Source organism: Thalassomonas sp. M1454 (assembly GCF_007097525.1).
Taxonomy (GTDB): domain Bacteria; phylum Pseudomonadota; class Gammaproteobacteria; order Enterobacterales; family Alteromonadaceae; genus Thalassotalea_A.
In genome coordinates this window covers 31,996-54,260 of record NZ_VKDD01000002.1, presented here as the reverse complement: position 1 = coordinate 54,260, position 22,265 = coordinate 31,996, and the positions used below count along the sequence as shown (strand labels likewise).

At 37.7% G+C, this 22,265-nt stretch carries 21 protein-coding genes; 12 read left to right on the top strand and 9 right to left on the bottom strand.

Annotation, left to right across the window (positions count from 1 at the left end; genetic code table 11):
• From FNN08_RS02160 to FNN08_RS02150, 3 genes are all read right to left on the bottom strand, one after another.
• The gene (locus tag FNN08_RS02160) at positions 1–1,071 is read right to left on the bottom strand and encodes a patatin-like phospholipase family protein (protein ID WP_143583047.1); all 1,071 of its coding nucleotides are present in this window, start codon (positions 1,069–1,071) and stop codon (positions 1–3) included.
• Between the two features lie 75 nt (positions 1,072–1,146).
• Positions 1,147–1,536, bottom strand: coding sequence for a VOC family protein (locus FNN08_RS02155; protein WP_143583045.1), 390 nt, complete (start codon positions 1,534–1,536; stop codon positions 1,147–1,149).
• Between the two features lie 12 nt (positions 1,537–1,548).
• Positions 1,549–3,375 (bottom strand): protein kinase domain-containing protein, encoded by a 1,827-nt coding sequence (locus tag FNN08_RS02150; RefSeq protein ID WP_143583043.1) that lies wholly within the window; start codon positions 3,373–3,375, stop codon positions 1,549–1,551.
• Positions 3,376–3,578: 203 nt separating this feature from the next.
• Here FNN08_RS02150 and FNN08_RS02145 point away from each other — a divergent pair, with 203 nt between their 5' ends.
• Positions 3,579–5,639, top strand: a complete 2,061-nt coding sequence (locus tag FNN08_RS02145) for a transporter substrate-binding domain-containing protein (protein ID WP_143583041.1) — start codon at positions 3,579–3,581, stop codon at positions 5,637–5,639.
• A gap of 36 nt (positions 5,640–5,675) precedes the next feature.
• Here the strand turns inward: FNN08_RS02145 and FNN08_RS02140 are convergent, their stop codons facing one another.
• The 5 genes from FNN08_RS02140 to FNN08_RS02120 form a co-directional block, all read right to left on the bottom strand.
• A complete protein-coding gene (locus tag FNN08_RS02140) occupies positions 5,676–6,329 on the bottom strand; it encodes an outer membrane beta-barrel protein (RefSeq protein WP_143583039.1) in 654 nt (217 codons plus the stop codon).
• 94 nt (positions 6,330–6,423) lie between these two features.
• Positions 6,424–6,828 carry a diacylglycerol kinase gene (locus tag FNN08_RS02135; RefSeq protein WP_143583037.1) on the bottom strand — a complete coding sequence of 135 codons (405 nt, stop codon included), beginning with the start codon at positions 6,826–6,828 and terminating at the stop codon, positions 6,424–6,426.
• Between the two features lie 56 nt (positions 6,829–6,884).
• Positions 6,885–7,139, bottom strand: coding sequence for a FeoC-like transcriptional regulator (locus FNN08_RS02130; RefSeq protein WP_143583035.1), 255 nt, complete (start codon positions 7,137–7,139; stop codon positions 6,885–6,887).
• Positions 7,105–9,336 carry a ferrous iron transport protein B gene (feoB, locus tag FNN08_RS02125; protein WP_143583034.1) on the bottom strand — a complete coding sequence of 744 codons (2,232 nt, stop codon included), beginning with the start codon at positions 9,334–9,336 and terminating at the stop codon, positions 7,105–7,107. Before feoB ends, FNN08_RS02130 begins: the two co-directional genes overlap by 35 nt.
• Position 9,337: 1 nt before the next feature.
• Positions 9,338–9,565: a ferrous iron transport protein A gene (locus tag FNN08_RS02120; RefSeq protein WP_143583032.1), complete on the bottom strand. Its 228-nt coding sequence runs from the start codon at positions 9,563–9,565 to the stop codon at positions 9,338–9,340.
• A gap of 279 nt (positions 9,566–9,844) precedes the next feature.
• Here FNN08_RS02120 and FNN08_RS02115 point away from each other — a divergent pair, with 279 nt between their 5' ends.
• From FNN08_RS02115 to nth, 8 genes are all read left to right on the top strand, one after another.
• Complete coding sequence (locus FNN08_RS02115; RefSeq protein WP_143583030.1) at positions 9,845–11,758, top strand: EAL domain-containing protein; 1,914 nt, start codon at positions 9,845–9,847, stop codon at positions 11,756–11,758.
• A 152-nt stretch (positions 11,759–11,910) separates the two neighbouring features.
• On the top strand, positions 11,911–12,492 hold the full coding sequence (rsxA, locus tag FNN08_RS02110; RefSeq protein WP_143583028.1) for an electron transport complex subunit RsxA: 582 nt from the start codon (positions 11,911–11,913) through the stop codon (positions 12,490–12,492).
• Positions 12,492–13,046, top strand: coding sequence for an electron transport complex subunit RsxB (gene rsxB, locus FNN08_RS02105; RefSeq protein WP_143583027.1), 555 nt, complete (start codon positions 12,492–12,494; stop codon positions 13,044–13,046). The genes rsxA and rsxB overlap by 1 nt, the downstream gene beginning before the upstream one ends.
• A 10-nt stretch (positions 13,047–13,056) precedes the next feature.
• Complete coding sequence (gene rsxC / locus FNN08_RS02100) at positions 13,057–15,780, top strand: electron transport complex subunit RsxC (protein ID WP_143583025.1); 2,724 nt, start codon at positions 13,057–13,059, stop codon at positions 15,778–15,780.
• Positions 15,781–15,782: 2 nt separating this feature from the next.
• Positions 15,783–16,841 carry an electron transport complex subunit RsxD gene (rsxD, locus tag FNN08_RS02095; protein WP_143583023.1) on the top strand — a complete coding sequence of 353 codons (1,059 nt, stop codon included), beginning with the start codon at positions 15,783–15,785 and terminating at the stop codon, positions 16,839–16,841.
• Between the two features lies 1 nt (position 16,842).
• Complete coding sequence (rsxG, locus tag FNN08_RS02090) at positions 16,843–17,484, top strand: electron transport complex subunit RsxG (protein ID WP_143583021.1); 642 nt, start codon at positions 16,843–16,845, stop codon at positions 17,482–17,484.
• Positions 17,477–18,184 carry an electron transport complex subunit E gene (locus tag FNN08_RS02085; RefSeq protein WP_143583019.1) on the top strand — a complete coding sequence of 236 codons (708 nt, stop codon included), beginning with the start codon at positions 17,477–17,479 and terminating at the stop codon, positions 18,182–18,184. Before rsxG ends, FNN08_RS02085 begins: the two co-directional genes overlap by 8 nt.
• A 47-nt stretch (positions 18,185–18,231) precedes the next feature.
• A complete protein-coding gene (gene nth, locus FNN08_RS02080) occupies positions 18,232–18,864 on the top strand; it encodes an endonuclease III (RefSeq protein WP_143583017.1) in 633 nt (210 codons plus the stop codon).
• A gap of 38 nt (positions 18,865–18,902) precedes the next feature.
• Here nth and FNN08_RS02075 read toward each other — a convergent pair whose 3' ends face one another.
• Positions 18,903–19,607 (bottom strand): hypothetical protein, encoded by a 705-nt coding sequence (locus FNN08_RS02075; RefSeq protein ID WP_143583015.1) that lies wholly within the window; start codon positions 19,605–19,607, stop codon positions 18,903–18,905.
• Between the two features lie 256 nt (positions 19,608–19,863).
• Here FNN08_RS02075 and gloA point away from each other — a divergent pair, with 256 nt between their 5' ends.
• The 3 genes from gloA to FNN08_RS02060 are packed head-to-tail and all read left to right on the top strand — an operon-like array spanning position 19,864 to position 22,189.
• On the top strand, positions 19,864–20,253 hold the full coding sequence (gloA, locus tag FNN08_RS02070; RefSeq protein ID WP_143583012.1) for a lactoylglutathione lyase: 390 nt from the start codon (positions 19,864–19,866) through the stop codon (positions 20,251–20,253).
• 29 nt (positions 20,254–20,282) lie between these two features.
• Entirely contained in the window at positions 20,283–20,825 is a 543-nt protein-coding gene (locus tag FNN08_RS02065; protein ID WP_143583010.1) for a YaeQ family protein, read from the top strand.
• 17 nt (positions 20,826–20,842) lie between these two features.
• Positions 20,843–22,189, top strand: a complete 1,347-nt coding sequence (locus FNN08_RS02060; RefSeq protein WP_185962544.1) for a M28 family metallopeptidase — start codon at positions 20,843–20,845, stop codon at positions 22,187–22,189.
• The last annotated feature ends 76 nt before the right edge of the window (positions 22,190–22,265 follow it).

The window sequence follows — 22,265 nt, the reverse complement described above, 5'->3', positions numbered from 1 at the left end:
TTAAATAAGAGTTATTTTATCTGCAGGATTATCACTATTAACCAGCTCAAAAAATTCTTGTGCTAAGCGCTCACTTTCACTGACGACTATATTCCAATAAGCTATTCGATCTTTTTCAGTTAATTGAGTAAAGTCTTTTCGATCAGGGATTTTAGCAAATGGCAGCTTAGCGACAAACTCTGGTGTTGGCGCTATTACCAGGACATTATCAAAATGCTGTTTATTGGCAAAACGATGCTTAACGTACTTATCAAACCAGCCCGGTTTAAATTCATTGTAAAAATGAGGATAAAGCACGATACCTTCAGCGCTTTCTCCACCTAAAAAGGGTTGGTCAAAGTGATAATCAATAATACCGCCATCTCGAAACATACCAGTTCCTGCATCAGGGATATTTTTTACGCCATTAATAATTAATGGTATCGCTCCTGTCGCTTGCAGAGCAAGTTGGTAATTACTAGCATTTATTTCGGTTACTTGAGAGTTAATACCGTCATTAAAGTCAAAAGGGATATTATTAGTATCACTAGTAAATATCGCTCGTTGATAATATTTACCCAGATTTTTTCGGTTAATCCGGTTCGCTATTGCTGAGGTGATTAAGCCAGGTAATTGTATTGCTTTATGTTCAAATTTAGTAAGGCCAAGCGATTTAGCGACAATAATGGTCGATTTAACAATAGGGTTTTGCACAACTTCATCAACCCCATTTTTACCCAGGATATGGCTAAGTAACTGCTCACTTTGCTCTGTAATTTGTGCAATCGTAGCTTTTTCAGGATAAGACATGTGCGAGTAACCATGAATTAAGCGATTGATAGCCTCTAGAGGCCCTTTTTGAGCGTAACAAGCAAAGCGCCATGCTCCAGCAGAAGAGCCTAATGTATATAAAGGTTGGGTTCTGTCTTTAAAATAATCACCACAAAAATAGCGGTCTAAGCCAGCAAGCACAAACCATTTAGGGCCGCCACTGGCGCCAACCATCATTTTAATTTGCTCTTGCCCAAGACCGTGTTGTTTTATATGCGCTAATGCAGATTTACCTGCAAATACAGCTAACGCTTTACTCAATGTATTGTCCTTAATTTCTTATATTAAACCAGTTAATTAGCAGCGACATTTCAAGTTGATCTGACCCTCTTGATTTTAGTCTTGTTCGGGAGCTTTGAAGTATAAAGCACACACAGCGCCGGCAGGATCTTTAATAATTACGTATTTATCTTCTCCTCCCATCGACTTTATTTCGGTAAGTAACTCACCACCTTTAGCCTGTACCGAGTTAACCGATTGGTCAATATCAGCAACTAAAAAATAAGGCATCCACACAGGTGGTAAATCAGCATTAACGCCTTTGGCATGACACACGCCACTTATTGCTTCGCCTGTCGTTGCACTCATCATGGTAAAGTCTTCATAATCCCCCATGCTACAACCTTCAGCTTGCCAACCGATAACATCGGCATAAAAGTCTTTTACCTGCTCAGCATTAGTAACGGTTAAGTCGAGCCAAGCCATATCGCCAACAGAGTGTGCCATTTTATTTCCTCGCTAATTGCTTAATTTTGGATTTTTTGGATAAAAATGCTCTGGTAACTCATTCACATGCTCAAAGAATCGAGTGTCTTTGTATGGTAATTTCATAAATCCAGAGATGCCTATTCCTTTAATAGTAGGCAATAATTCAAGTATTTCTTGTAAACATTGTTCAAATTCATCTTTCATCTCATGGTTAAGTAAGACTAAATGACTATGAATTTTTAAATGAGTTTCGAGTACTTCAAAAATAATACAACCAGTATGATGAATAGGGTTCATACGTTTTAGAACCGCCATCATTTCATCAGGTAAATGCAGATACTCGTCAGGATCTTTGCCGTCTTCAAAATAAGAGTGCAACTGAGTTGCATTATCAAGGTCGCTAAGCTTGCTCAATTCAAAAGGAATTTGCTGAGTGTTGTCAGCAATAAAAGGTTGAGAACTACTTTCTCGCTCGACATGTAGGGTTTTTCTGGCATTAAACAAACAAGACTTAAAAATACCAATCCTAAATATACCTCGCGCTAGAGTGATCATGTTTTGGATCGCTGACTTAAACGCATATTCAAGGCTAGAATCAAATAAGGTCAAGCTTGAGTCGACATAAACACCGTCTTTTTCCCAACGAATAGCTAAACCACCTACAACAGGATATTTTGCTAACCGACTTACCGCGGCTACAAAAGCTTTTTCCGTTGCCCCCATACCTACTAAGAAGTTTTTGTAATACTTCTCAAGCTGTACATCATCAATATCAACTAAGCTATCCTCAAGAGAGCGTTCTCTTAAAAAAGACTTCCTTGAACCATACACTACCGTATCAATTTCCTCATTTGTGTCTTTCAACCAAATAGGAATTGCATTAGCAAGTTTCGGTTTTGTTTCAGTAGCTGATAACACAGTATTTTTAAGCAGGTTTAAGTTATTAAATAGGTAATCGCCAGCTTGCTTTCTTAGTTTTTCATCATCACCTAACATACCGTCTAATGCTTTAGCTAACATTTGCGGTAAACCTAACGATGACGCCGTTATAACCTTATAGCCATATCGACTCGATTGTCCTGAGGCTAATGCATAGATAGTCGCAGCCATGCCTTGTTCATCAAATCTTGGCGAAGACAAGCCGCCATTTAACTGCTCTTCACCTATAAAGTAAATATCTCCCATGCGAGAGTTAGTTTGTTGTATATCGCCACTCATTAAATCCATAACATTGATTGATGTACTATGACCATCTTTATCACACTGAGCCCACACAGAAGAGCCCCAATCAATAAGTTGTAAGGTGTTATCTTCTGGATTTAGCACTATATTTGATGGCTTGATATCGCCATGAACAATAGGTTTACCCTTAGTATTATTTTTAGGGTCTCGTATAAACTTTAACAATTCTACTAGCTGAATAGTTATATTAACGACTTGTTCAACTGCAAGAGGTCCTTGTTGATGGGAGATCACTTCTAAATCTAAGCCAGGAGAGCGAGTCATATGCACAATTGATTGACGCTTTATTTTCATGTACTCAATCAGTTTTGGAATATTCGGGTGGTTAATCATCGCCTGCATTTCAGCTTCTTCGGCTAATCGGTCTTGTACATGTTGAGGTAAGGTAACTCGTGAAAATTTAAATACATGCTGATGGCCTAATGAATTAGTGCCACAAAAAACAAAGCCATAAGCGCCCTTGCCTAATAATTCTATATGTTGGTAACCAAGTTGTGCTAATTGTGAATGACACAATTCAAGCCACTGTTTTAATTTAGTGGCGTCTTTATGGCTAAGTAAATAAATTGACTGCTCTTCAGCAATATAAAAATGCTGGAGTTTTTTTTCTGACAAAACAGTACCCAATATTGAAGATTTAGTTAATGATATTACACACTAGAAGCTATTATCTAGCCATTTAACAAAACCAACCGCAAAATGTTAACCACCAGTTAACAAATTAGTTAAATCGTTAAAAGCATCCTAAATATCATAGTGCTTATTTTTTTCTATGATAGAATTCAAATATAACAATATCATTTTTGGCGGAGTAAAAATTGCGTATTTTATTAAATTTACTTTTAATTCTTATACTTACTTGCAGTATCTATCTGCCAACAAGTCATGCTCAAGTTCGTGACCTTGATGAAATTAAAGAAGCAAAAGTACTACGTGTACTTACTTGGAATGGAAATGAACAATACTTACCAAGAGCTGGCTCGCCACCAAATTTAGATAAAGAATACATTTCTCGTTTTGCCGAGCAAAATCAACTACAAGTAGAAATAATCTATGTAGAAAGCTTTGAAGAGTTAATTCCTGCTCTGCAAGCAGGTAAAGGTGATGTTATCGCCTCTAACCTTACCATAAATCCTTTGCGTCAACGCCAAGTCGATTTTACCTTACCTTTATTAGAAACCACTGAATACATGGTAATGGGTAAAAGTGCTAAGCCTTTAGCTTCTGCAAAAGACCTAGCTAATCGCAGTATAGCGGTTCAATCAGGCACTAGTTTTGCGTTAACCGCGATAGGTTTAGCTAAAGTTTACCCTTCTTTAAAAATAACCCAAATTCCAGCAGAGATGAGCCATGATGAAATTTTTGACAAAATTGCGAGTGGCGAATATGACATCACCATTAATGACAGTAATATACTTGAATCTACGCTAGTTTATCGCTCTGACATTAAGAAAAGTTTACAGGCTAATAGTGCCAAACAAGTTGGCTGGGCTGTGCATAAACGAAATAAGCTACTCAAGACAGCTCTTAATAACTTTTTGCTCTTAGAAAAAATCACCATAAATAATACAGTATCGGTTAAAACCAATTGGGATTTGATCAAAGAACGCAAAAACATTCGCTTTGTTATGCGTAACAATATTGCTTCTTATTATTTGTGGAAAGGCGAGTTAATGGGCTTTCATTATGAACTTGCTCGCCACTTTGCCAGAGCAAACAAGCTCAGTTATGAAATAATTGTAGCGCCAGATAACGAAGCAATGTTTGAATATATCCGCAGCGGAAAGGCCGACATTGCGTTAGGCTTTTTTACCCCAACACAAGATAGAATAAAAAGTGGTTTAGCTTTTTCAAGAGCATACCACTATGCCACAGAGCAGTTAGTAATAGGTACATCAGATCTTAACATCAAGTCGGTAGAAGACTTAAAGTATCGCAACATTACCGTACGTAAATCTAGCTCTTACTGGAATACCATAAAAGACTTACAAACACTTATTCCTGAAATAGTACTAACTGCTGCACCTGAAGAATACGATACCGAGCGAATTATTGCAGGCGTAGCTTCAGGAGAATTTGATCTAACCATAGCGGATAATCACTTAATAGATATGGAATTGAGCCTGCGTGACGATATTTTACCAAGCATTTATATGGGTAAAGAAAAAGCACAAAGTTGGGTAGTCAAAACAGGCAATACTGAGCTTCTTGCTAATGTAGATTCATACATTAAAAAAACTTACCGAGGGCTGTTTTACAATATATTGCACAATAAATATTTTGAAAATGAAAAGTTAACTAGTAGCCATCATCAAGACTTTAATTTACAAAAATCTGGTGGCGCACTATCTCCTTATGATGATGTTGTTGATAAATATGCCAAGCAATATGGCTTTGATAAGCATTTATTAATCGCACAAATGCATCAAGAAAGTAATTTCAACCCAAAAGCTCGTTCATACGCAGGAGCACAAGGGCTGTTCCAAGTAATGCCAAGAACAGCTAAAGAGCTGAAAATTTCTAATATGTATTTACCAGAAAATGGCATACATGCCGGAGTTAAATATTTACGTTGGGTAACCGAAAGGGTTGAGCGTTGGAATGTACAACAAGATCAAGTTATTTGGTTTGCACTCGCCTCATATAATGCTGGATACGGCCATGTTAATGATGCAAGAAGGCTTGCTAGACAAAAAGGCTGGCGAGATGATGTATGGTTCGATAATGTTGAACGAGCTATGTTACTTCTATCTCAAAGAAAGTACTCATCAAAAGCTCGTTATGGCTATGTGCGAGGCAAAGAGCCGGTAAACTACGTAAGAAACATCCGTCATAAATATGAAATATATAGCCACGCTGTCAGCGTTAATAGCTTTTAAAATTTATACCGCCAATTTAGGTAATAAAATTGGCGGCTAAAAATTATAATGCATTGCCATAGATATTAATGAATACTCTTCATCAATATCATCTAAATTAATGTGGTGGTTTTCTTCATCGGCGTCCATTTCTGCGGCAATATAATCAAAACCTAAGCGCAAATGAATCGCTTTATTCACTTTAAAATCTAGTCCGAGACCAACAGACAAACCTACTCCAGCCCAATAATCTCCGTCCTTGTGATTAAATACGCTATGTTTTTTATAATCTTCAACATAAATAAGAAAACCTAACCCGGCCTTCACATAAAGCCCTATTTGCTCTGTGACTTCCATATGTAAAACTGGCGTTAGAGTGATTGTGGTTAAGTAAACCTCATCAATGGGAAGCTCAGATGGTCGCTTATCTAGACCTGGTGTTACTACTATCGATGATTCCAGTGCCCATACATCGGCAAAATTAAACCCGGCGTAGATGCCAAAACTGAAATTTTCACTTTCCTGCTGATATTCTTGTCCGCCACTATTAAACACATGATCAAAATCTTCTTTTGTGCTGGCACTCCCTAAAATAAGGCCTAAATAAAGAGAGGAATGGTTTGGCTCAGACTCTTCTTCAAAAGCTAGGTCTTGCTGACCAAACACCAAATTAGGGATCAAAAGCAAAGTAATAAGAAAAATAGATTTCATTTGCCCAACTTAATTTAAAACTAACCAAAGATTGTTATAAGTATAGGCAAATTTTACTGTTTTGAAGGGTTCAGCTCAAAGATAGGTTATTGTATTAACTAGAGATAAGATTAAAGTATTGTAAGATTGCAAGTAGCCAAACCACTTTCATAAAGACCAAAGCGATAAAGACGAGTGATGAGCCTAAATCTTTTGCACGGCCAATTAAAACATCATGGTCTAAACAAACTTTATCGGCTAAAGCTTCAAGAGCAGAATTCACAATTTCCGCAAATAATAAAAACAATAAACTAAAGAATAAAATGAGCCAGTGATTGATCGAGCTCGCCAGAAAAAAAGAAAAAGGAAATAAAATGCTGGTTAGTAACAATTCTTGACGAAATGCCGCTTCATGTTGCCAAGCAGCGGCAAAACCTTGCATTGAGCATCGAGTAGCTTTGAATAATCTAGCTAAGCCTGCACCATTAGGTTTGTTGGTTGTTGCTTGTTGTTTTGACATCTCAAGTCCCTTTATCTCAATAGCGTCTAATAAGTACGCTCGAAGCTAATCTTGCTTTAATTAACAGAGATAATACTTAGTGGCGTTGCGGTTAATTTTTTATCTAACCAGCGATACGCATTAACTTTCGCATTAACGCAGCCGCAGCTACCTTCACAGTCACCACCAACGACTAACTCTATTTGATCTCGTTTAAGAAGTAATTTAAGCATGCCCTCTAAAGCACTTAGATCAACCCCTAACTTAGTAGCTAGGGTTTTATCCGTCATTATTTCGTTAGTGACAAGTAGCGTTTGAATTTGTTTTAACACGTTTAACCCCCCTATCAAGCCAGTCAGCTAATTGCGGTAACTTCATCAATCGATAAATGATAACACTAACAATAAGTATAACAGCTAAAGTCCATGTTTGAGACGACTGTAAACCAGTCCAAGTTACCACCTGATAGTAAGATGCAGCGACAATATAGGCAAGAGCGGTAGTCCAAAGCGCAATGAAAAATGCCCAACGACCATTAAATTCACGGGCGATTGCACCAAGCGCCGACGCACAAGGCGCATACAGTAAAATAAATAACAAGTAAGCAAATGCGCCATGTTTACCGTCAAAATGACTGGCTAGTCGCTCCATAGTAGTCATTGAAACTTCCTGAGTTTCGGCCGCTTCTTCAACACTAGCAACATCAGCTGAAGTTAAACCTAATGGATCTAAAACTAACTCAGCAATCCCCATTAAGTTATCACCAATACTTGCTACGGCTTCATTAAGCTGCTCGCCTAAATCAAACTCCTCGTTTGACTCTTCATTATCTTGATAAAGACTATTCAGAGTTGCCACTAACACTTCTTTAGCAAATAAACCGGTAAAAATACCAACCGTCGCTTGCCAGTTATCTTCTTCAATTCCCATAGGCGCAAAAGCGGGTGTAATTGTTTGGCTTGCTACGGCTAATAAAGAGTTATCTGTGCCAGTATTGCCAAAACTTCCGTCTTTACCTAGTGAGTTAAAAATACCAAGTAAGGTCACCATAATAACAATCGTTTTACCGGCACCAAATACAAATGATTTAACTCGTTGCCAGGTTCTATGCATTAAATCAGCAAAGTGTGGCAATTGGTATTGTGGTAATTCGATCACAAAAGGGCTGGCCTCTCCTTTAATAACCGTTCGTCTAAAGACAATACCAGTTAAAACGGCGGCACATATACCTAAGATATATAATAAGAAAACAACATGTAGTGCGTTTTCTAAAAAGAATGCGGCAGCAAATAAAGCAAAAACAGGTAAACGCGCACCACAAACCATAAAATGACTCATAGCTCCGGCAAGAATTCGTTCATGCTTTTGTTTTAATGTTCGGGTTGCCATAACCGCAGGTACAGTACAACCAAAGCCCATGATCATTGGCACAAAAGCTGAGCCTGGTAATCCTACTTTTTGCATTAATCTATCAGTTACTACTGCAGCTCGAGCCAAATAACCTGTTTGCTCAAGCGCGGTTAAGAATAAATACAAACAGAATATTAATGGAATAAATGTCGCAACCGTTTGTATACCGGCTCCAACACCATCGGTAAGCAATACCACAAGCCATTGTGGCCACGACCAAGAATTAAGTAAATGTGCTAAACCATCAACTAAAATAGCGCCTGCTGCAATATCGAAGAAATCAATAAATGCACCACCAACATTTATGGCAAACATAAACATTAGATACATTGAAAGTAAAAATAGCGGCAGAGCCACTATAGGGCGCATAAAGTAATGATCGAGTTTTTCTGTTAACTTATGCTGAGCTTGATGAGTCTGAATTATGCTATTTTGACAAATTTCATTACAACGTTGATAACGCATCGAAGCGACATCTAGCTCAACATCGGTGCTGATATTGCCCAAATATTGTTGGTCAATTAAATTGTTTATTTCAACAAAACGGTTTTGACTCGCGCTTAGTTTTTGCTCTGTTTCAGCGTTATATTCTATTTTGAACGAGTTAATTTCAGGAGTAGCTACCGCATCAGCGGCTTGTGCTATCTCATCAATATCAATTTGCTTTGATGAGCTTATTGTTAGCACTTTACAATCTAATTCTTTGGCAAATGTATCGACATCAATTTGTAAGTCTGATTGCTCTACCATATCCCATTTATTTAAAATAATGATCATAGGCAGACCTAACTCTTTTAATTGCAGAGTTAAATACAGATGGCGCTCTAAACAAGTTGCATCTATAACATTTAATACAATAGAGTTTGTTGAATTAAGTAAGTACTTTAATGTTACACGCTCATCTTCTGATGTTTGCTGTTGTCCAACCAACGAATAAACGCCAGGTAAATCAACAACCTGAAATTTATCTTGATACTTACTAGAATTAAATGAGCCGAATTTTTTTTCAACCGTGATACCAGGGAAATTACCGACGTGTTGCTTTAAACCGGTTAACTGATTGAATAAAGTTGATTTACCAGCATTAGGGTTACCAACTAAAAGAACTTCTTTTTGCATACTACTTAACAACCTGCACTTTAATTTCATCGGCCATAGAGTGGCGAATAATTAAATCCGCTTGGCGTACATTAACTTGTAAAGATCTACTCCATGAAAGCTGACGTTTTATTGTTAATTGCGTACCGGGGATCATACCTAAATCGAGCAATTTAGCTCGGATCAGTTGATTTGATGATAATGAACTAATAATGGCTGTTGCGCCTACGTTAACTTCTGATAATGTCATGGTAAAACATCCGTTAATGAGAATGATTATTATTATACATTAGATTTAAACTAGGTAAACCATTAGATTGAATCAAATTGTATCGACATAAATTATCATTACCTGCGCCTTTGTATGCAGCGAGTTTATAAAGATTAGGCTATGACGCTTTTTATATTGCTTTATATTGGCAGTTTGCATATTGTATAGGTATAAAAAAGTATCTAAACCTCTGTTTTAAACTAGTTTGTTTAACTGTTTTAGATAAACAAGAATAATTTTAAAGGAATACTATTTTTTATGTCGACCTTCTCGCGCATATTAATAAAAAATATCGTAATAGCGATAATATTTTGCATTTGTTACTTCAGTTTTAGTGTTTTAAGTCTGCAGAGTTTTATCAGTGAAAAGCAAAAAAGCCACCACGTAGCTTTAAGCAAAATCACTGAACACTATCAAGGGGACGACTTAAAAGGTTTCTCAAGACAGCTTAAACTTGCATTTAAATATGACGAATTAGTCATTACCAATTTAGATAGCGTTGGTATTTACTCTTATAAAAATGCCAATCCTACATTTAACTTTTTAAGTATGTTTAGCGCAGAGCCTGAGCTAAGTAAGTTAAAAAATAATAATTTAGGTATCTACATAAATTATCGTTTAAATCATGATGAATTATTTTCTCTTTATTACACCTTAACCACATTTATCCTGATTGTTACTTTGTTGGTGATCTTAGTCGGCACCTTTATAACAAGTACAATCACAACTGGTGCTAATAGAAAAGCATCGAAGAATATCTCTGATTTAATAGCCGATGAAATTAAATCAGCAATCAATAACAGAGATGATAAAGCCAGTAATACACTAAACCTGCCGACCGAGTTTGAAGAAGTAAATAAAGTTCTATCACATTTAAAAATATTTGTTAGTAACAAATTTGAGAAAACTCAGGAGCTAGAACAAACCGCTTATGTTGATCAACTTACCGGCTTAGAAAATCGCAGTGGATTTGTTGACTTCTTTGGTCAATTTACTCAAACCAACAAAAATACCGGCTTTGGAGTATTAATCATTACTCGTTGTTCAGAGTTAATGACTATTAACCAAGTTCATGGTTATCAAGAAGGCGATCGCTACATTTGCCAAGTAGCCAATATATTAAAAACCCAAGTGGTGAATTTTGATCAAGCTAGAGTGTTTCGTTTAAATGGCTCTGATTTTGCGACCTTCTTGCCAAATATAACATTGAATATCGCTGAACGTGTTGGTAATGAACTTACCAACTTATTTAACGAGTACCAGCAATTAGCCGATTTCGATTCAGTTGCCTATTCAGGCATTGTTAAACTTGATACTCAGCGACCTTTAGGCGAAATGTTGGCACTTGCTGATACAGCAATTAGCATGGCACAAACCCGCCATAAAAACTCTTGGTTTATCCAAACCGATACAAGCTTATTGCAAAATGAAACAAGCAGTTTGGGCAATCAAAACTGGACTAAAGAAATAAACTATGTGATTGAAAATCAAAGTGTTAATTTACTTTCTCAAATCATTCATCCAAGCAGCCGTAATAATAAAATTTATCACGAAATTCTGTCTCGTTTTACTAGCTCTGAAGGTGAGGTACTGCCTACCGCACCATTTATCGCTATGGCTGAAAAATTAGATAAAATCGTACTTATTGACCGTTTGGTTATTGAAAAAACCCTTACTGAAATCAAAGAGAAAAACTTAACAAGCCAGTCTTTTGGTATCAATTTAAGTACCCGCTCTATTCATGATGAGCACTTTGTCATTTGGTTAGAGCGCCGTTTACTTAAAGATCACGATATTGCCACTCGTTTAGTTTTCGAGATCAGTGAATATGGCTTAGAGCAAAATATTAAAGGCAGCTCGCATTTTATCGACATGATTCATCGTGTCGGCGCACGTATTTGTGTTGAGCATTTTGGTGTTGGTATTACTTCATTTAAATTCTTTAGAGAGCTATCGCCTGATTACATAAAAATGGATGGCAGTTATACTCGAAATATTCAGCATGATAAGAATAACCAATACTTCTTACGCTTAATGATCGATCTTGCCCACCGCCTTGGTATTCGAGTAATAGCAGAAAGTGTTGAATCTCAAGAAGAGAAATACACATTTGACGAGATATTTATGGATGGCTGCCAAGGTTATTATTTAGGGAAGCCTGAAAATCTGTAAATTTCAACGCGTTTTTAATGTTCAGCAGCATCATGATTGCTGAACATTAATTAAACAACTGAAATACCCCTACAAACAACAAGTTGTTTATTCGTCGAGAAACTAGGATAATAGTTTATTAATTCAAATAATTTCATATAAAAATATTATAAATGACTGATTATCTACTTCTTTTAATTGGAACGGTATTTGTAAATAACTTTGTTCTAGTTAAATTTTTAGGTTTATGCCCGTTTATGGGGGTTTCTTCTCGCACAGAAACCGCTATAGGTATGTCTTTAGCCACAACATTCGTACTTACCTTAGCCTCTCTTTTAAGTTATTTATTTAGCACTTATTTATTACAGCCTCTCGGTCTTGAACACCTAACTACCATGGGCTTTATTTTGGTTATTGCCGTAGTTGTGCAATTCACTGAAATGGTTGTGCATAAAACTAGTGCCAACTTATATCGTTTATTAGGTATTTTCTTACCATTAATTACCACCAACTGTGCCGTACTTGGCGTTGCATTATTAAACCTCTATGAGCAACATAACTTTTTCGAATCAATTGTGTACGGTTTTGGCGCTGCTGTTGGTTTTTCTATTGTGTTAATCATGTTTTCGGCAATGCGTGAACGTATCGCCAATGCTGACGTACCAAAACCTTTTCAAGGTGCAGCTATCGCTATGATCACCGCGGGCTTAATGTCGTTAGCCTTTATGGGCTTTACTGGTCTGGTGAAACTGTAATGGAAATATTAATCTCTATCGTAGTTTTTGGCCTTATTGCTGCAGGCTTTGGCGCACTACTTGGCTATGCATCCGTTCGTTTTAAAGTAGAAGGTGATCCTTTAGTTGAACAAATCGATGCGTTATTGCCACAAACTCAATGTGGACAATGTGGTTACCCGGGTTGTAAACCCTATGCTGATGCTGTTGCAAATGGCGAGGCTATTAATAAATGCGCACCTGGTGGCGATGACACCATTAAAAAAATTGCTGATTTAATGGGTGTCGAGGTTCAACCTTTAGATGAAAATCATAGTGTTGATAATGCTCCCAAAGTAGCCTTTATTATTGAAGAAGATTGTATTGGGTGCACCAAGTGTATCCAGGCCTGCCCTGTTGATGCCATCACCGGAGCCGCCAAAGTAATGCATACTATCATTGCCGATGAATGTACTGGTTGTGATTTATGTGTTGATCCATGCCCAGTTGACTGTATTGAAATGATCCCAATTAAACAAACGCCAGAGACGTGGCAATGGGATTTACAGTCAATTGATGTTGTACAGATAGATTAGAGAGGTTGCTGTGGATTCTGTACTAGAGCGCATCAATAAGAACCAATTTTGGAAATTTCCAGGTGGTATAAATCCGCCAGAACAAAAGTTTTTAACCAATGATAAACCAATTAAAAACTTACGTTTACCTGAAGAATTAATTCTGCCGCTTAAGCAACATATTGGTAATACAGGCGAGTTGTTAATAAAAGTCGGCGATAAAGTATTAAAAGGGCAAGCACTAACTCGCAGCGAAAACCCAATGAGTGTGCCTATTCATGCGCCAACCTCGGGCACAATTTCGGCAATAAAAAATTCAGTAATCGCCCACCCTTCAGGCATGGCCGAGTTATGTATCTTTTTAATCCCTGATGGCGAAGAACGTTGGGTGAAGAGAAACATAGTAGAAAATTTTTATAGCCTATCTAAAAAGCAAATTGTTGAGAAAATCTCTGATTCAGGTATCGCAGGTATGGGCGGTGCGGGTTTTCCTACCAGCATTAAAGTTAATACTTCACCAGGGCTAAACTTTTTAATCATTAATGCCGCAGAGTGCGAGCCATACATCACGGCTGATGATTTACTGATCAGGGAGCATTCATCGGCAATTATCAATGGTATTGATATTCTTGATCATTTATTAGAGCCAAAAGCTATTTTAATTGGCATCGAAGATAATAAACCAGAAGCTATTGCAGCACTACAAGCAGCCAGTAAAAAAAATGACAAAATAAAAGTATGTGTATTACCAACAAAATACCCTACTGGCGGTGAAAAACAATTAATTCAGTCACTTACAGGGCAAGAGGTGCCAAGTGGTGTGATCCCGCGTTCGCTAGGTATCGTGGTGCAAAACGTAGCCACTATATTTGCTATATCTGAAGCAATTATCAACGATATACCACTACTAAGAAGAGTAGTAACAGTTACAGGGCAAGCACTAAGTAAACCTCAAAATGTTTGGGCGCTGCTCGGTACTCCAATTGAGCACTTAGTTGAGCAATGCGGATTTAATCAAACAGAAAAACAACGTGTTATTATGGGCGGTCCATTAATGGGCTTTTCCTTGCCAAACTTACAAGTGCCTGTAGTAAAAACAACAAACTGTATTTTAGCCCCAACCAATGCAGAAATATCTCCGGCAATGAAGGAGTTAGAATGTATTCGTTGTGGCCAATGTGCAGATGTGTGCCCTAGCTCCCTACTCCCTCAAGAGTTGCAATGGCAAGCCAAAGCAAAAGAATACGATGAGCTTGAGAAGTTAAATCTTTTTGATTGTATCGAATGTGGCGCTTGTGCTTATGTATGTCCGAGTCAAATCCCTTTAGTTCAGTACTATCGTGTTGCCAAAGCTGAGATCAGGCATAACAGAGTTCAAGACTTCAAAGCTGAACGCGCAAAACTAAGGTTTGAAGCAAGAAAGGTCCGCTTAGAAAAAGAAAAAGTTGCACGAGAAGAAAAACATCAGAAAGCTTTAGCAGCGCGCAGAGCAGCAGCTAAAACGAGTGAAGGCCAAGCAAATAATTCAGCTATTGCAGCAGCACTTGCTCGTGTTAAAGCTAAAAAAGCTCAAACAGGCGATACAGCAATGCCTGATGCAACAGATAATGCAGATGTAAAATCTAGAGCGGCACAAGCCATTGAGCGAGCAAAAGCTAAAAAACTGGCGCAGCAGTCTAGCGCAAACGAAGTTAATATTGCTGATGATAGTAAATCAAAAGCGGCGGCAGCGATTGCTCGAGCTAAGGCCAAAAAACTTGCTAAAGACAAAGTAGCTAATGCAGACAAAGATAGTTCGGATCCTATTAAAGCCTCTGCTAATACTAAAGCTAGTGCTGAAACTAGCACAGCAGAAACAAAGCTAAGTGCTAGCGACGAGAAAAAAGCCAAGATTAAAGCCGCGGCGGCAAAAGCAAAAGCTAAAAAATTAGCCAAAGAGCAAACTCAGCAAACTGATACAGATAATACAGTTCCGGTTAAAGCATCTGCGAATACTGAAGCTGATACTGAAACTAGTGCAGCAGAAACAAGTGTTAGTGCTAGCGATCAGAAAAAAGCCAAGATTAAAGCCGCTGCTGCAAAAGCAAAAGCTAAAAAATTAGCCAAAGAGCAAGCTCAACAAACTGATACAGATAATACAGTTCCGGTTAAAGCATCTGCGAATACTGAAGCTGATACTGAAACTAGTGCAGCAGAAACAAGTGTTAGTGCTAGCGATGAGAAAAAAGCCAAGATTAAAGCCGCTGCTGCAAAAGCAAAAGCTAAAAAATTAGCCGAAGAGCAAGCTCAACAAACTGATACAGATAATACAGTTCCGGTTAAAGCCTCTGCTGATGCTGGTGCTGGTGCTGGTGCTGGTGCTGGTGCTGAAACGAGTACAGCAGAAATAAAGCTAAGTGCTAGTGATGAGAAAAAAGCCAAGATTAAAGCAGCAGCGTCAAAAGCAAAAGCTAAAAAGTTAGCCAAAGAGCAAGCACAGCAAGCTGATAAAGATAATTCAGCTCCAGTTAAAGCCTCTGCTGATGCTGATGCTGATGCTGAAACTAGTACAGCAGAAACAAAGCTAAGTGCTAGCGATGAGAAAAAAGCTAAGATAGCTAAGGCTATTGCCAAAGCTAAAGCAAATAAGAGCTCAGCAAAGAGTACTTCAACCTCTATATCCGATGACGATAAAAAGAAAAAGATATCAGCCGCAATTTCAAAAGCGAAGGCAAAAAAGTCGTCACCATCAATTAATCAAGAAGAATCAGAATAATTATGACATTTTGGATAGCAAGTTCCCCTCATAATCACATCAAAGCTGCCACGCCATCTTTAATGCGACTCGTTATTTTAGCTGCGATCCCCGGTGTATTTGCACAATGGTATTTTTTTGGTTGGGGCACAATAATTCAAATAGCGCTAGCAATTTTATTTGCTGTACTTGCAGAAATTACATTTTTAGCTGCTAGAGACAAAAATATTAAATCGCAAATAACTGACTTCTCTGCGGTATTAACAGGATTGCTTATTGGTATTAGCGTACCTTCTTTAGCACCATGGTGGATCACCGCCATCGGAAGCATATTTGCAATTTGTGTTGTTAAGCAACTCTATGGCGGTTTAGGCTTTAACCTATTTAATCCGGCAATGGCGGCTTATGTTTTATTGTTAATTTCGTTCCCATTAGAAATGACCTCATGGCAACCTGTCAGCAGTTTATTAGTAGAAGATATCAGTTTATTTAATCATTTTTGGCTGATTTTAACCGGCTACACTTGGGAAGGTTTCTCTGTTGAACAGATAAGAATGAGTGTTGATGGTATTACGATGGCAACACCTTTAGATACTTTAAAAACAGATTTAACTTTAGGTTTAACTGTAAACGAGAGCTTTGCTAACCCTGTATTTGGCGAATTTATAGGTCTTGGCTGGGAATGGGTCAACATCGGCTTTTTATTAGGCGGAATACTACTTATTGCTAAAAAGGCTATTGATTGGGTTATTCCTGTAAGTTTTCTTGGGGCATTGTTAGTATTTTCGTTCATCGCTTATACGATAAGCCCAGACAGCAGTGCATCAACCATGTTCCACTGGCTTTCTGGTGGCACCATGCTTGGAGCGTTTTTCATTTTAACCGATCCTGTTTCTGCAGCTACCACCAAAAAAGGCCGTGTACTTTATGCCGTGTTAGCTGCCCTTTTAGTATATTTAATTCGTAAATTTGGGGGTTACCCTGATGCGATAGCATTTGCCGTTTTACTTTGTAACATGGCTGTGCCACTCATCGACCAATACTGTCGTCCCCGCACTTATGGGCATAAGGGAGTAAACTAAAATGAAAGTAGCAGTTCAAAATAATGCCAAAGTTTTAGCCTTATTCGCCATTGCCTGTACAGCTCTGGTTAGCTTAGTAAGCTGGTTTACCAAAGATACAATTATGCGCCAGCAACAACAGCAATTACTTAATACCTTATATGAAGTTATTCCTGCGATGAGTTTAAATAACGATCTTTATCATGACTGCCAAATTATTCAAGGCAATGACTACTTAGGCAATACAGAACAACAAACAGCTTATATAGCCCGCATGGATAATATTCCGGTAGCTGTTGCCATCACATCAACAGCTCCTGATGGCTATAATGGTAAAATCAACTTAATGGTCGCCTTAAATGTCGATGGCAGTGTTAGTGGTGTGCGAGTACTTAAACACCAAGAAACTCCAGGCTTAGGTGATAAAATAGAAACCAGAAAAAATGATTGGATATACAGCTTCGATAATAAAACCGTTGAATCGGTGAATGATTTACGCTGGGCTGTAAAAAAAGATGGTGGTATGTTTGACCAATTTACGGGCGCAACAATCACTCCAAGAGCTGTTGTTAAAGCAGTAAAAAATACTGCGCTATTTTTTAATGAAAATAAAGACGACATTTTAGCTGCGCCAACTTCAACATGTGGAGAAAGCAATGACTGAGCGTAATGAATATAAAGAGTTAACTTGGCAAGGATTATGGAAAAACAATCCTGGCCTAGTGCAGTTACTTGGCTTATGTCCTTTACTTGCTGTAACCACGACCCTTACTAATGCTATAGGTTTAGGCTTGGCAACATTATTAGTTTTAGTTTGTTCTAACGCTACCGTTTCCGCTATTCGTAATTGGGTACCTAAAGAAGTTCGTATCCCAATTTTTGTATTAATTATTGCCGCGTTCGTAACCTGCGTACAGTTATTAATGAATGCATATACCTTTGGTTTGTACCAATCTCTTGGTATCTTTTTACCTCTAATAGTAACTAACTGCGCTATTATCGGACGAGCTGAAGCATACGCCTCTAAAAACCCAGTTAAACAAGCAAGTTTTGACGGTTTTATGATGGGATTAGGTTTTGCTTTGGTATTAATACTACTTGGCGGTATCCGTGAAATCCTTGGTCAGGGCACGCTGTTTGACGGTGCAGATCTGCTATTAGGTGATTGGGCAAGCGTACTTAGAATTGAAATATTTACTTTTGACAGTAAATTCTTACTCGCGATATTACCCCCAGGTGCATTTATCGCGATGGGTTTTTTAATTGCTGGTAAAAATGCCATTGATGCTTACATCGAGAAAAAGCAGCCGAAAGTAGAAACTGACAAAACCATTGAACGTGTCAGAGTAAACTTTGAAGGCTAAGCATTAGCTCAGTTGATGTTGCCAACAATAAAAATAAAGAATTATCGATGAATAAACAAAAAAGAATAGAGATACTCACTCGTTTTCGTGATGATAACCCTAAACCTGAAACAGAGTTAAATTTCTCATCACCGTTTGAGTTATTAATTGCGGTTTTGCTCTCAGCACAAGCTACAGATGTTAGCGTTAATAAAGCAACTGACAAACTTTATCCTGTGGCAAATACCCCACAAGCGATTTTAGATTTGGGCTTAGATAAGCTTAAAGATTATATAAAAACCATTGGCTTATTTAATACCAAAGCGGTTAACACCATCAAAACTTGCCAGATGTTGGTTGATTTGCATGGCGGCGAAGTACCTGAAAATAGAGAAGCATTAGAGGCACTACCGGGAGTTGGACGAAAAACCGCCAACGTTGTGCTTAACACCGCTTTTGGCTGGCCGACTATAGCAGTTGATACTCATATAGATCGCGTATCAAACCGCACTAAATTTGCCATGGGTAAGAATGTGGTAGAAGTTGAGCAAAAGCTTTTAAAGGTTGTACCTGCCGAGTTTAAAGTAGACGTACATCACTGGCTTATCCTGCATGGCCGTTATACTTGTGTAGCAAGAAAGCCTCGATGCGGTGCCTGTATCATCGAAGACTTATGTGAGTATAAAGATAAAACTGAATAGCTAAATATCAATTTAAGCTACGACCAATTATAAGATATCTACATAGCTATTGAATTACTTAAATTTATAAAAATAGAAGACTGACTTAAAAATAAGATTATAAAATGCGAAGTTAGTATAATGGCTGCTCCCCACCACCAGACAGAATGAGCCTTGTTATAGACTCTAATGTCATGAATAACCGCAATTGCAATCACTAACAATTGGCAAAAGCGTTGCGCCCAAGAAAAATAAACGCCAAGAAGATCAAAAGGCAATACTCGACCGAGTGCTGGCTCCATTAAGATTATAGTAGCAACAAGCATCCACCTGCGGTGGGCGTGAGTATCAGCTCGCTGATAAACGGAAAATAAAACAATACAAAAAAAACTGGTTATATCAATAAGCCCTAAAGCAAGAAAATAAGCATTATCAAACAAAGGGGGGACTCTCCCCAAAGATACCGCTGTTATTGTGGTATATATCCCTGATATAAACATTAAGACTAACAGGAAACAACCAGCCCTTCCCATCTTACGATGAAAGACAAGTTTCCCTTGTAAAATGAGATAGTTTTGAACAACAAACAGCAATAGCCAAGCGATAAAGACGAAGCCGTGTAAATGTACCCATATAGGTGTAGTTGCTATATCAACAAAACCTTTATATGCATGGAGTGCAAAACAAAAAACGATAAATACAGATATACCCGCAGATAGCCTGGTGAAAAATAGTTGATCATGTGAATAATGTATAGAGCTCACGGCATCCCTAAAAGGTGAAAAAGTGAATCCATAAGTGTAGTCAAAATTCCTATTTTTAAAAATTTAATCTTTAATTGAGCTTTTTCACCACAATATTACTTGTCTTAATTTTCCTTTAGCAGGACGAATATTGAGGTTAAGGCCAATATTGAGCACTTATCGAACACTAGCAAATTAGCAACAGGTAAAACCGTTGATAATGTAGAGTAAAACTGTTAAAAGTGATCGCAGAAGAATTTTAGAATAGGAAATCGACATGCGAATTTTACATACCATGCTCAGAGTAGGTGATTTGGAGCGCTCTATAAGTTTTTATCAAGATGTTCTTGGTATGCGCTTATTAAAACGCAGTGAAAATGAACAGTATCAATACACCTTAGCTTTCCTTGGCTACGACGATATAGCACACTCCACCGTACTTGAATTGACCTATAACTGGGGCGTAACCGATTACGATCTTGGCGAGGCTTTTGGCCATATTGCTATTGAAGTTGATAATGTATATCGGGCGTGTGAAAAAATAAAAACCTTAGGCGGCGTGATCACTCGCGAGCCAGGCCCCGTTAAAGGCGGTACTACCGAAATCGCTTTTGTAAAAGACCCAGATGGATACGCCATCGAATTAATACAGGCGAAAGAAGACTAATTACCCATTAGTTTATTTTAATAAAAATTATGGCTTTAAAAGCAACGATATATAAAGCGACCATCCAGCTTTCTGATATGGACAGGCATTATTACGACACTATCAATTTAACGATAGCAAGACACCCATCAGAAACAGAGCACAGATTAATGGTACGTATTCTTGCCTTTATTCTTAACGCCCAAGAAGGTTTACAATTTACCAAAGGTTTAAGTGAAGACGACGAGCCTGAAATTTGGCTAAAAGATTACTCCGATGTTTTACAACTTTGGGTTGAACTTGGTCAAATTGATGAAAAGCGTATCAAGAAAGGCTGCTCTCGCGCCAAGAAAATGCACTTATACACTTATGGATCATCAGCAGATACTTGGTGGCAAAAAATTCAAAATAAGCTTGGCGGTTTTAATAATTTATCTATCACTCATATAGATGAGAATACCTGTGAGCAATTACTGCAATTACACTCTCGTACTATGGACTTGCAATGCTCTATAGATTCAGGCCAAGTTTGGTTAGGTAATAATGAACACACAGTGCACATTGAACCTGAAAAACTACTCGAAATAAAATAATCAGAATAAGAATAATGATGAAAACTCGCCAAATTTTACTCTCTGTTGTTGCGACAACCTGTTTATTTACCTCACAGGTAAATGCGACATATAGTCCAAGTAGCAATACGAGTATTGATAAAACCATCAACTTACACGCTGTCGAACAAGACATGCAATTTTTAGCCTCAGATCAACGCCAAGGTCGAAGTATAGGCAGCCAAGGGATCTTGGAGGCGGAGGATTACATTGCCGCTCAATTTAAAAGCCTTGGTTTAAAATATTATGGTAACAATGAGAGTTTTAAACAAAAGTTCCAACTTCATCATTTTTTACCTACAGAAATTAATGTCACTCTAAATAACGAATCAATAGCGAAAGAAAATCTCGCATTTATCGGGACTGCGCCAACTATCGATTGGAACGAGCAAAAAGTTAATGTGGTTTCTGTATCAGCAGATGATGATATTAAAGAGGTAATGAATAACTTAAATAGCCAAGGAGATAATGCCCTAGTATTAGTGCACCCAAACCATGCTGAGCTATTTACTCGTTATCAAAAATCATTTCAACGTGGTATAAAAACAACGTCACAAAAACAGCGTTCTAGCCTAGTACTCGCTCTTACCGACTTACCTAAAGTGACTAGCCTTAAGGTTTTAGCCAAAGTTACGCAAAATAAAATGAATGTCGCTAACATGGTCGCAGTATTACCAGGAACCGAAAAGGCGGATGAGTTTATAATATTTTCGGCTCATCATGACCATTTAGGTGTTAAACAAAATTCAAATGCAGATAAGATTTATAATGGCGCAAATGATGATGCATCTGGTGTTACTGCGGTATTAAATTTAGCCCGCCACTTTAGTCAAACTGAACATAAACGTAGCATTATGTTTGTCACCTTCACTGCTGAAGAAAGTGGCTTGATTGGTTCAAAATATTTTACTGACTTTATTGATGCAGACAAAATCAAAGCCATGATTAATATTGAAATGATCGGTAAAGCGTCTGAGTTTGGTGCAGGAAAATACTGGATGACAGGGTTTGAACGTTCTAACTTAGCTGATATTTTCAATAAGAACTTAAAACCTAATGATAGCCAAGTTTATGCTGACCCTTATTTAAAATATGGACTATTTTATCGCTCAGACAATGCTTCACTGGCAAAACTTGGGGTTGCTGCCCATAGTTTTTCTAGTACTCAAATAAGTAATGATGAAGATTATCATCAAGCGAGTGATGATTTAGCATCTCTCGATTTAGCTCAAATGACGGATGTAATAAAGTCGATTGCAATGGGCTCCAAATCTTTAATAAATGGTGAAGATACGCCTTCTAAAATTGAGTTAGCCGAACCTAAAGCGCCAAGGTTAATTTACTAACACCTTCTAAAAATACTTTCAACTTAAGCGATTAACTATCGATTTTTACTTGTTAAAATCGATAGTTAATTAATAA

What these genes read in the sequence shown, in the direction of transcription:
- FNN08_RS02155 (WP_143583045.1), bottom strand. Translation starts at nt 1,536, where the DNA reads ATGGCACACTCTGTTGGCGATATGGCTTGGCTCGACTTAACCGTTACT.
- FNN08_RS02065 (WP_143583010.1), top strand. Translation starts at nt 20,283, where the DNA reads ATGGCTTTAAAAGCAACGATATATAAAGCGACCATCCAGCTTTCTGAT.
- rsxB (WP_143583027.1), top strand. Translation starts at nt 12,492, where the DNA reads ATGGAAATATTAATCTCTATCGTAGTTTTTGGCCTTATTGCTGCAGGC.
- rsxG (WP_143583021.1), top strand. Translation starts at nt 16,843, where the DNA reads ATGAAAGTAGCAGTTCAAAATAATGCCAAAGTTTTAGCCTTATTCGCC.
- FNN08_RS02060 (WP_185962544.1), top strand. Translation starts at nt 20,843, where the DNA reads ATGAAAACTCGCCAAATTTTACTCTCTGTTGTTGCGACAACCTGTTTA.
- nth (WP_143583017.1), top strand. Translation starts at nt 18,232, where the DNA reads ATGAATAAACAAAAAAGAATAGAGATACTCACTCGTTTTCGTGATGAT.
- FNN08_RS02140 (WP_143583039.1), bottom strand. Translation starts at nt 6,329, where the DNA reads ATGAAATCTATTTTTCTTATTACTTTGCTTTTGATCCCTAATTTGGTG.
- FNN08_RS02120 (WP_143583032.1), bottom strand. Translation starts at nt 9,565, where the DNA reads ATGACATTATCAGAAGTTAACGTAGGCGCAACAGCCATTATTAGTTCA.
- feoB (WP_143583034.1), bottom strand. Translation starts at nt 9,336, where the DNA reads ATGCAAAAAGAAGTTCTTTTAGTTGGTAACCCTAATGCTGGTAAATCA.
- FNN08_RS02135 (WP_143583037.1), bottom strand. Translation starts at nt 6,828, where the DNA reads ATGTCAAAACAACAAGCAACAACCAACAAACCTAATGGTGCAGGCTTA.
- FNN08_RS02085 (WP_143583019.1), top strand. Translation starts at nt 17,477, where the DNA reads ATGACTGAGCGTAATGAATATAAAGAGTTAACTTGGCAAGGATTATGG.
- rsxA (WP_143583028.1), top strand. Translation starts at nt 11,911, where the DNA reads ATGACTGATTATCTACTTCTTTTAATTGGAACGGTATTTGTAAATAAC.
- FNN08_RS02115 (WP_143583030.1), top strand. Translation starts at nt 9,845, where the DNA reads ATGTCGACCTTCTCGCGCATATTAATAAAAAATATCGTAATAGCGATA.
- rsxD (WP_143583023.1), top strand. Translation starts at nt 15,783, where the DNA reads ATGACATTTTGGATAGCAAGTTCCCCTCATAATCACATCAAAGCTGCC.
- gloA (WP_143583012.1), top strand. Translation starts at nt 19,864, where the DNA reads ATGCGAATTTTACATACCATGCTCAGAGTAGGTGATTTGGAGCGCTCT.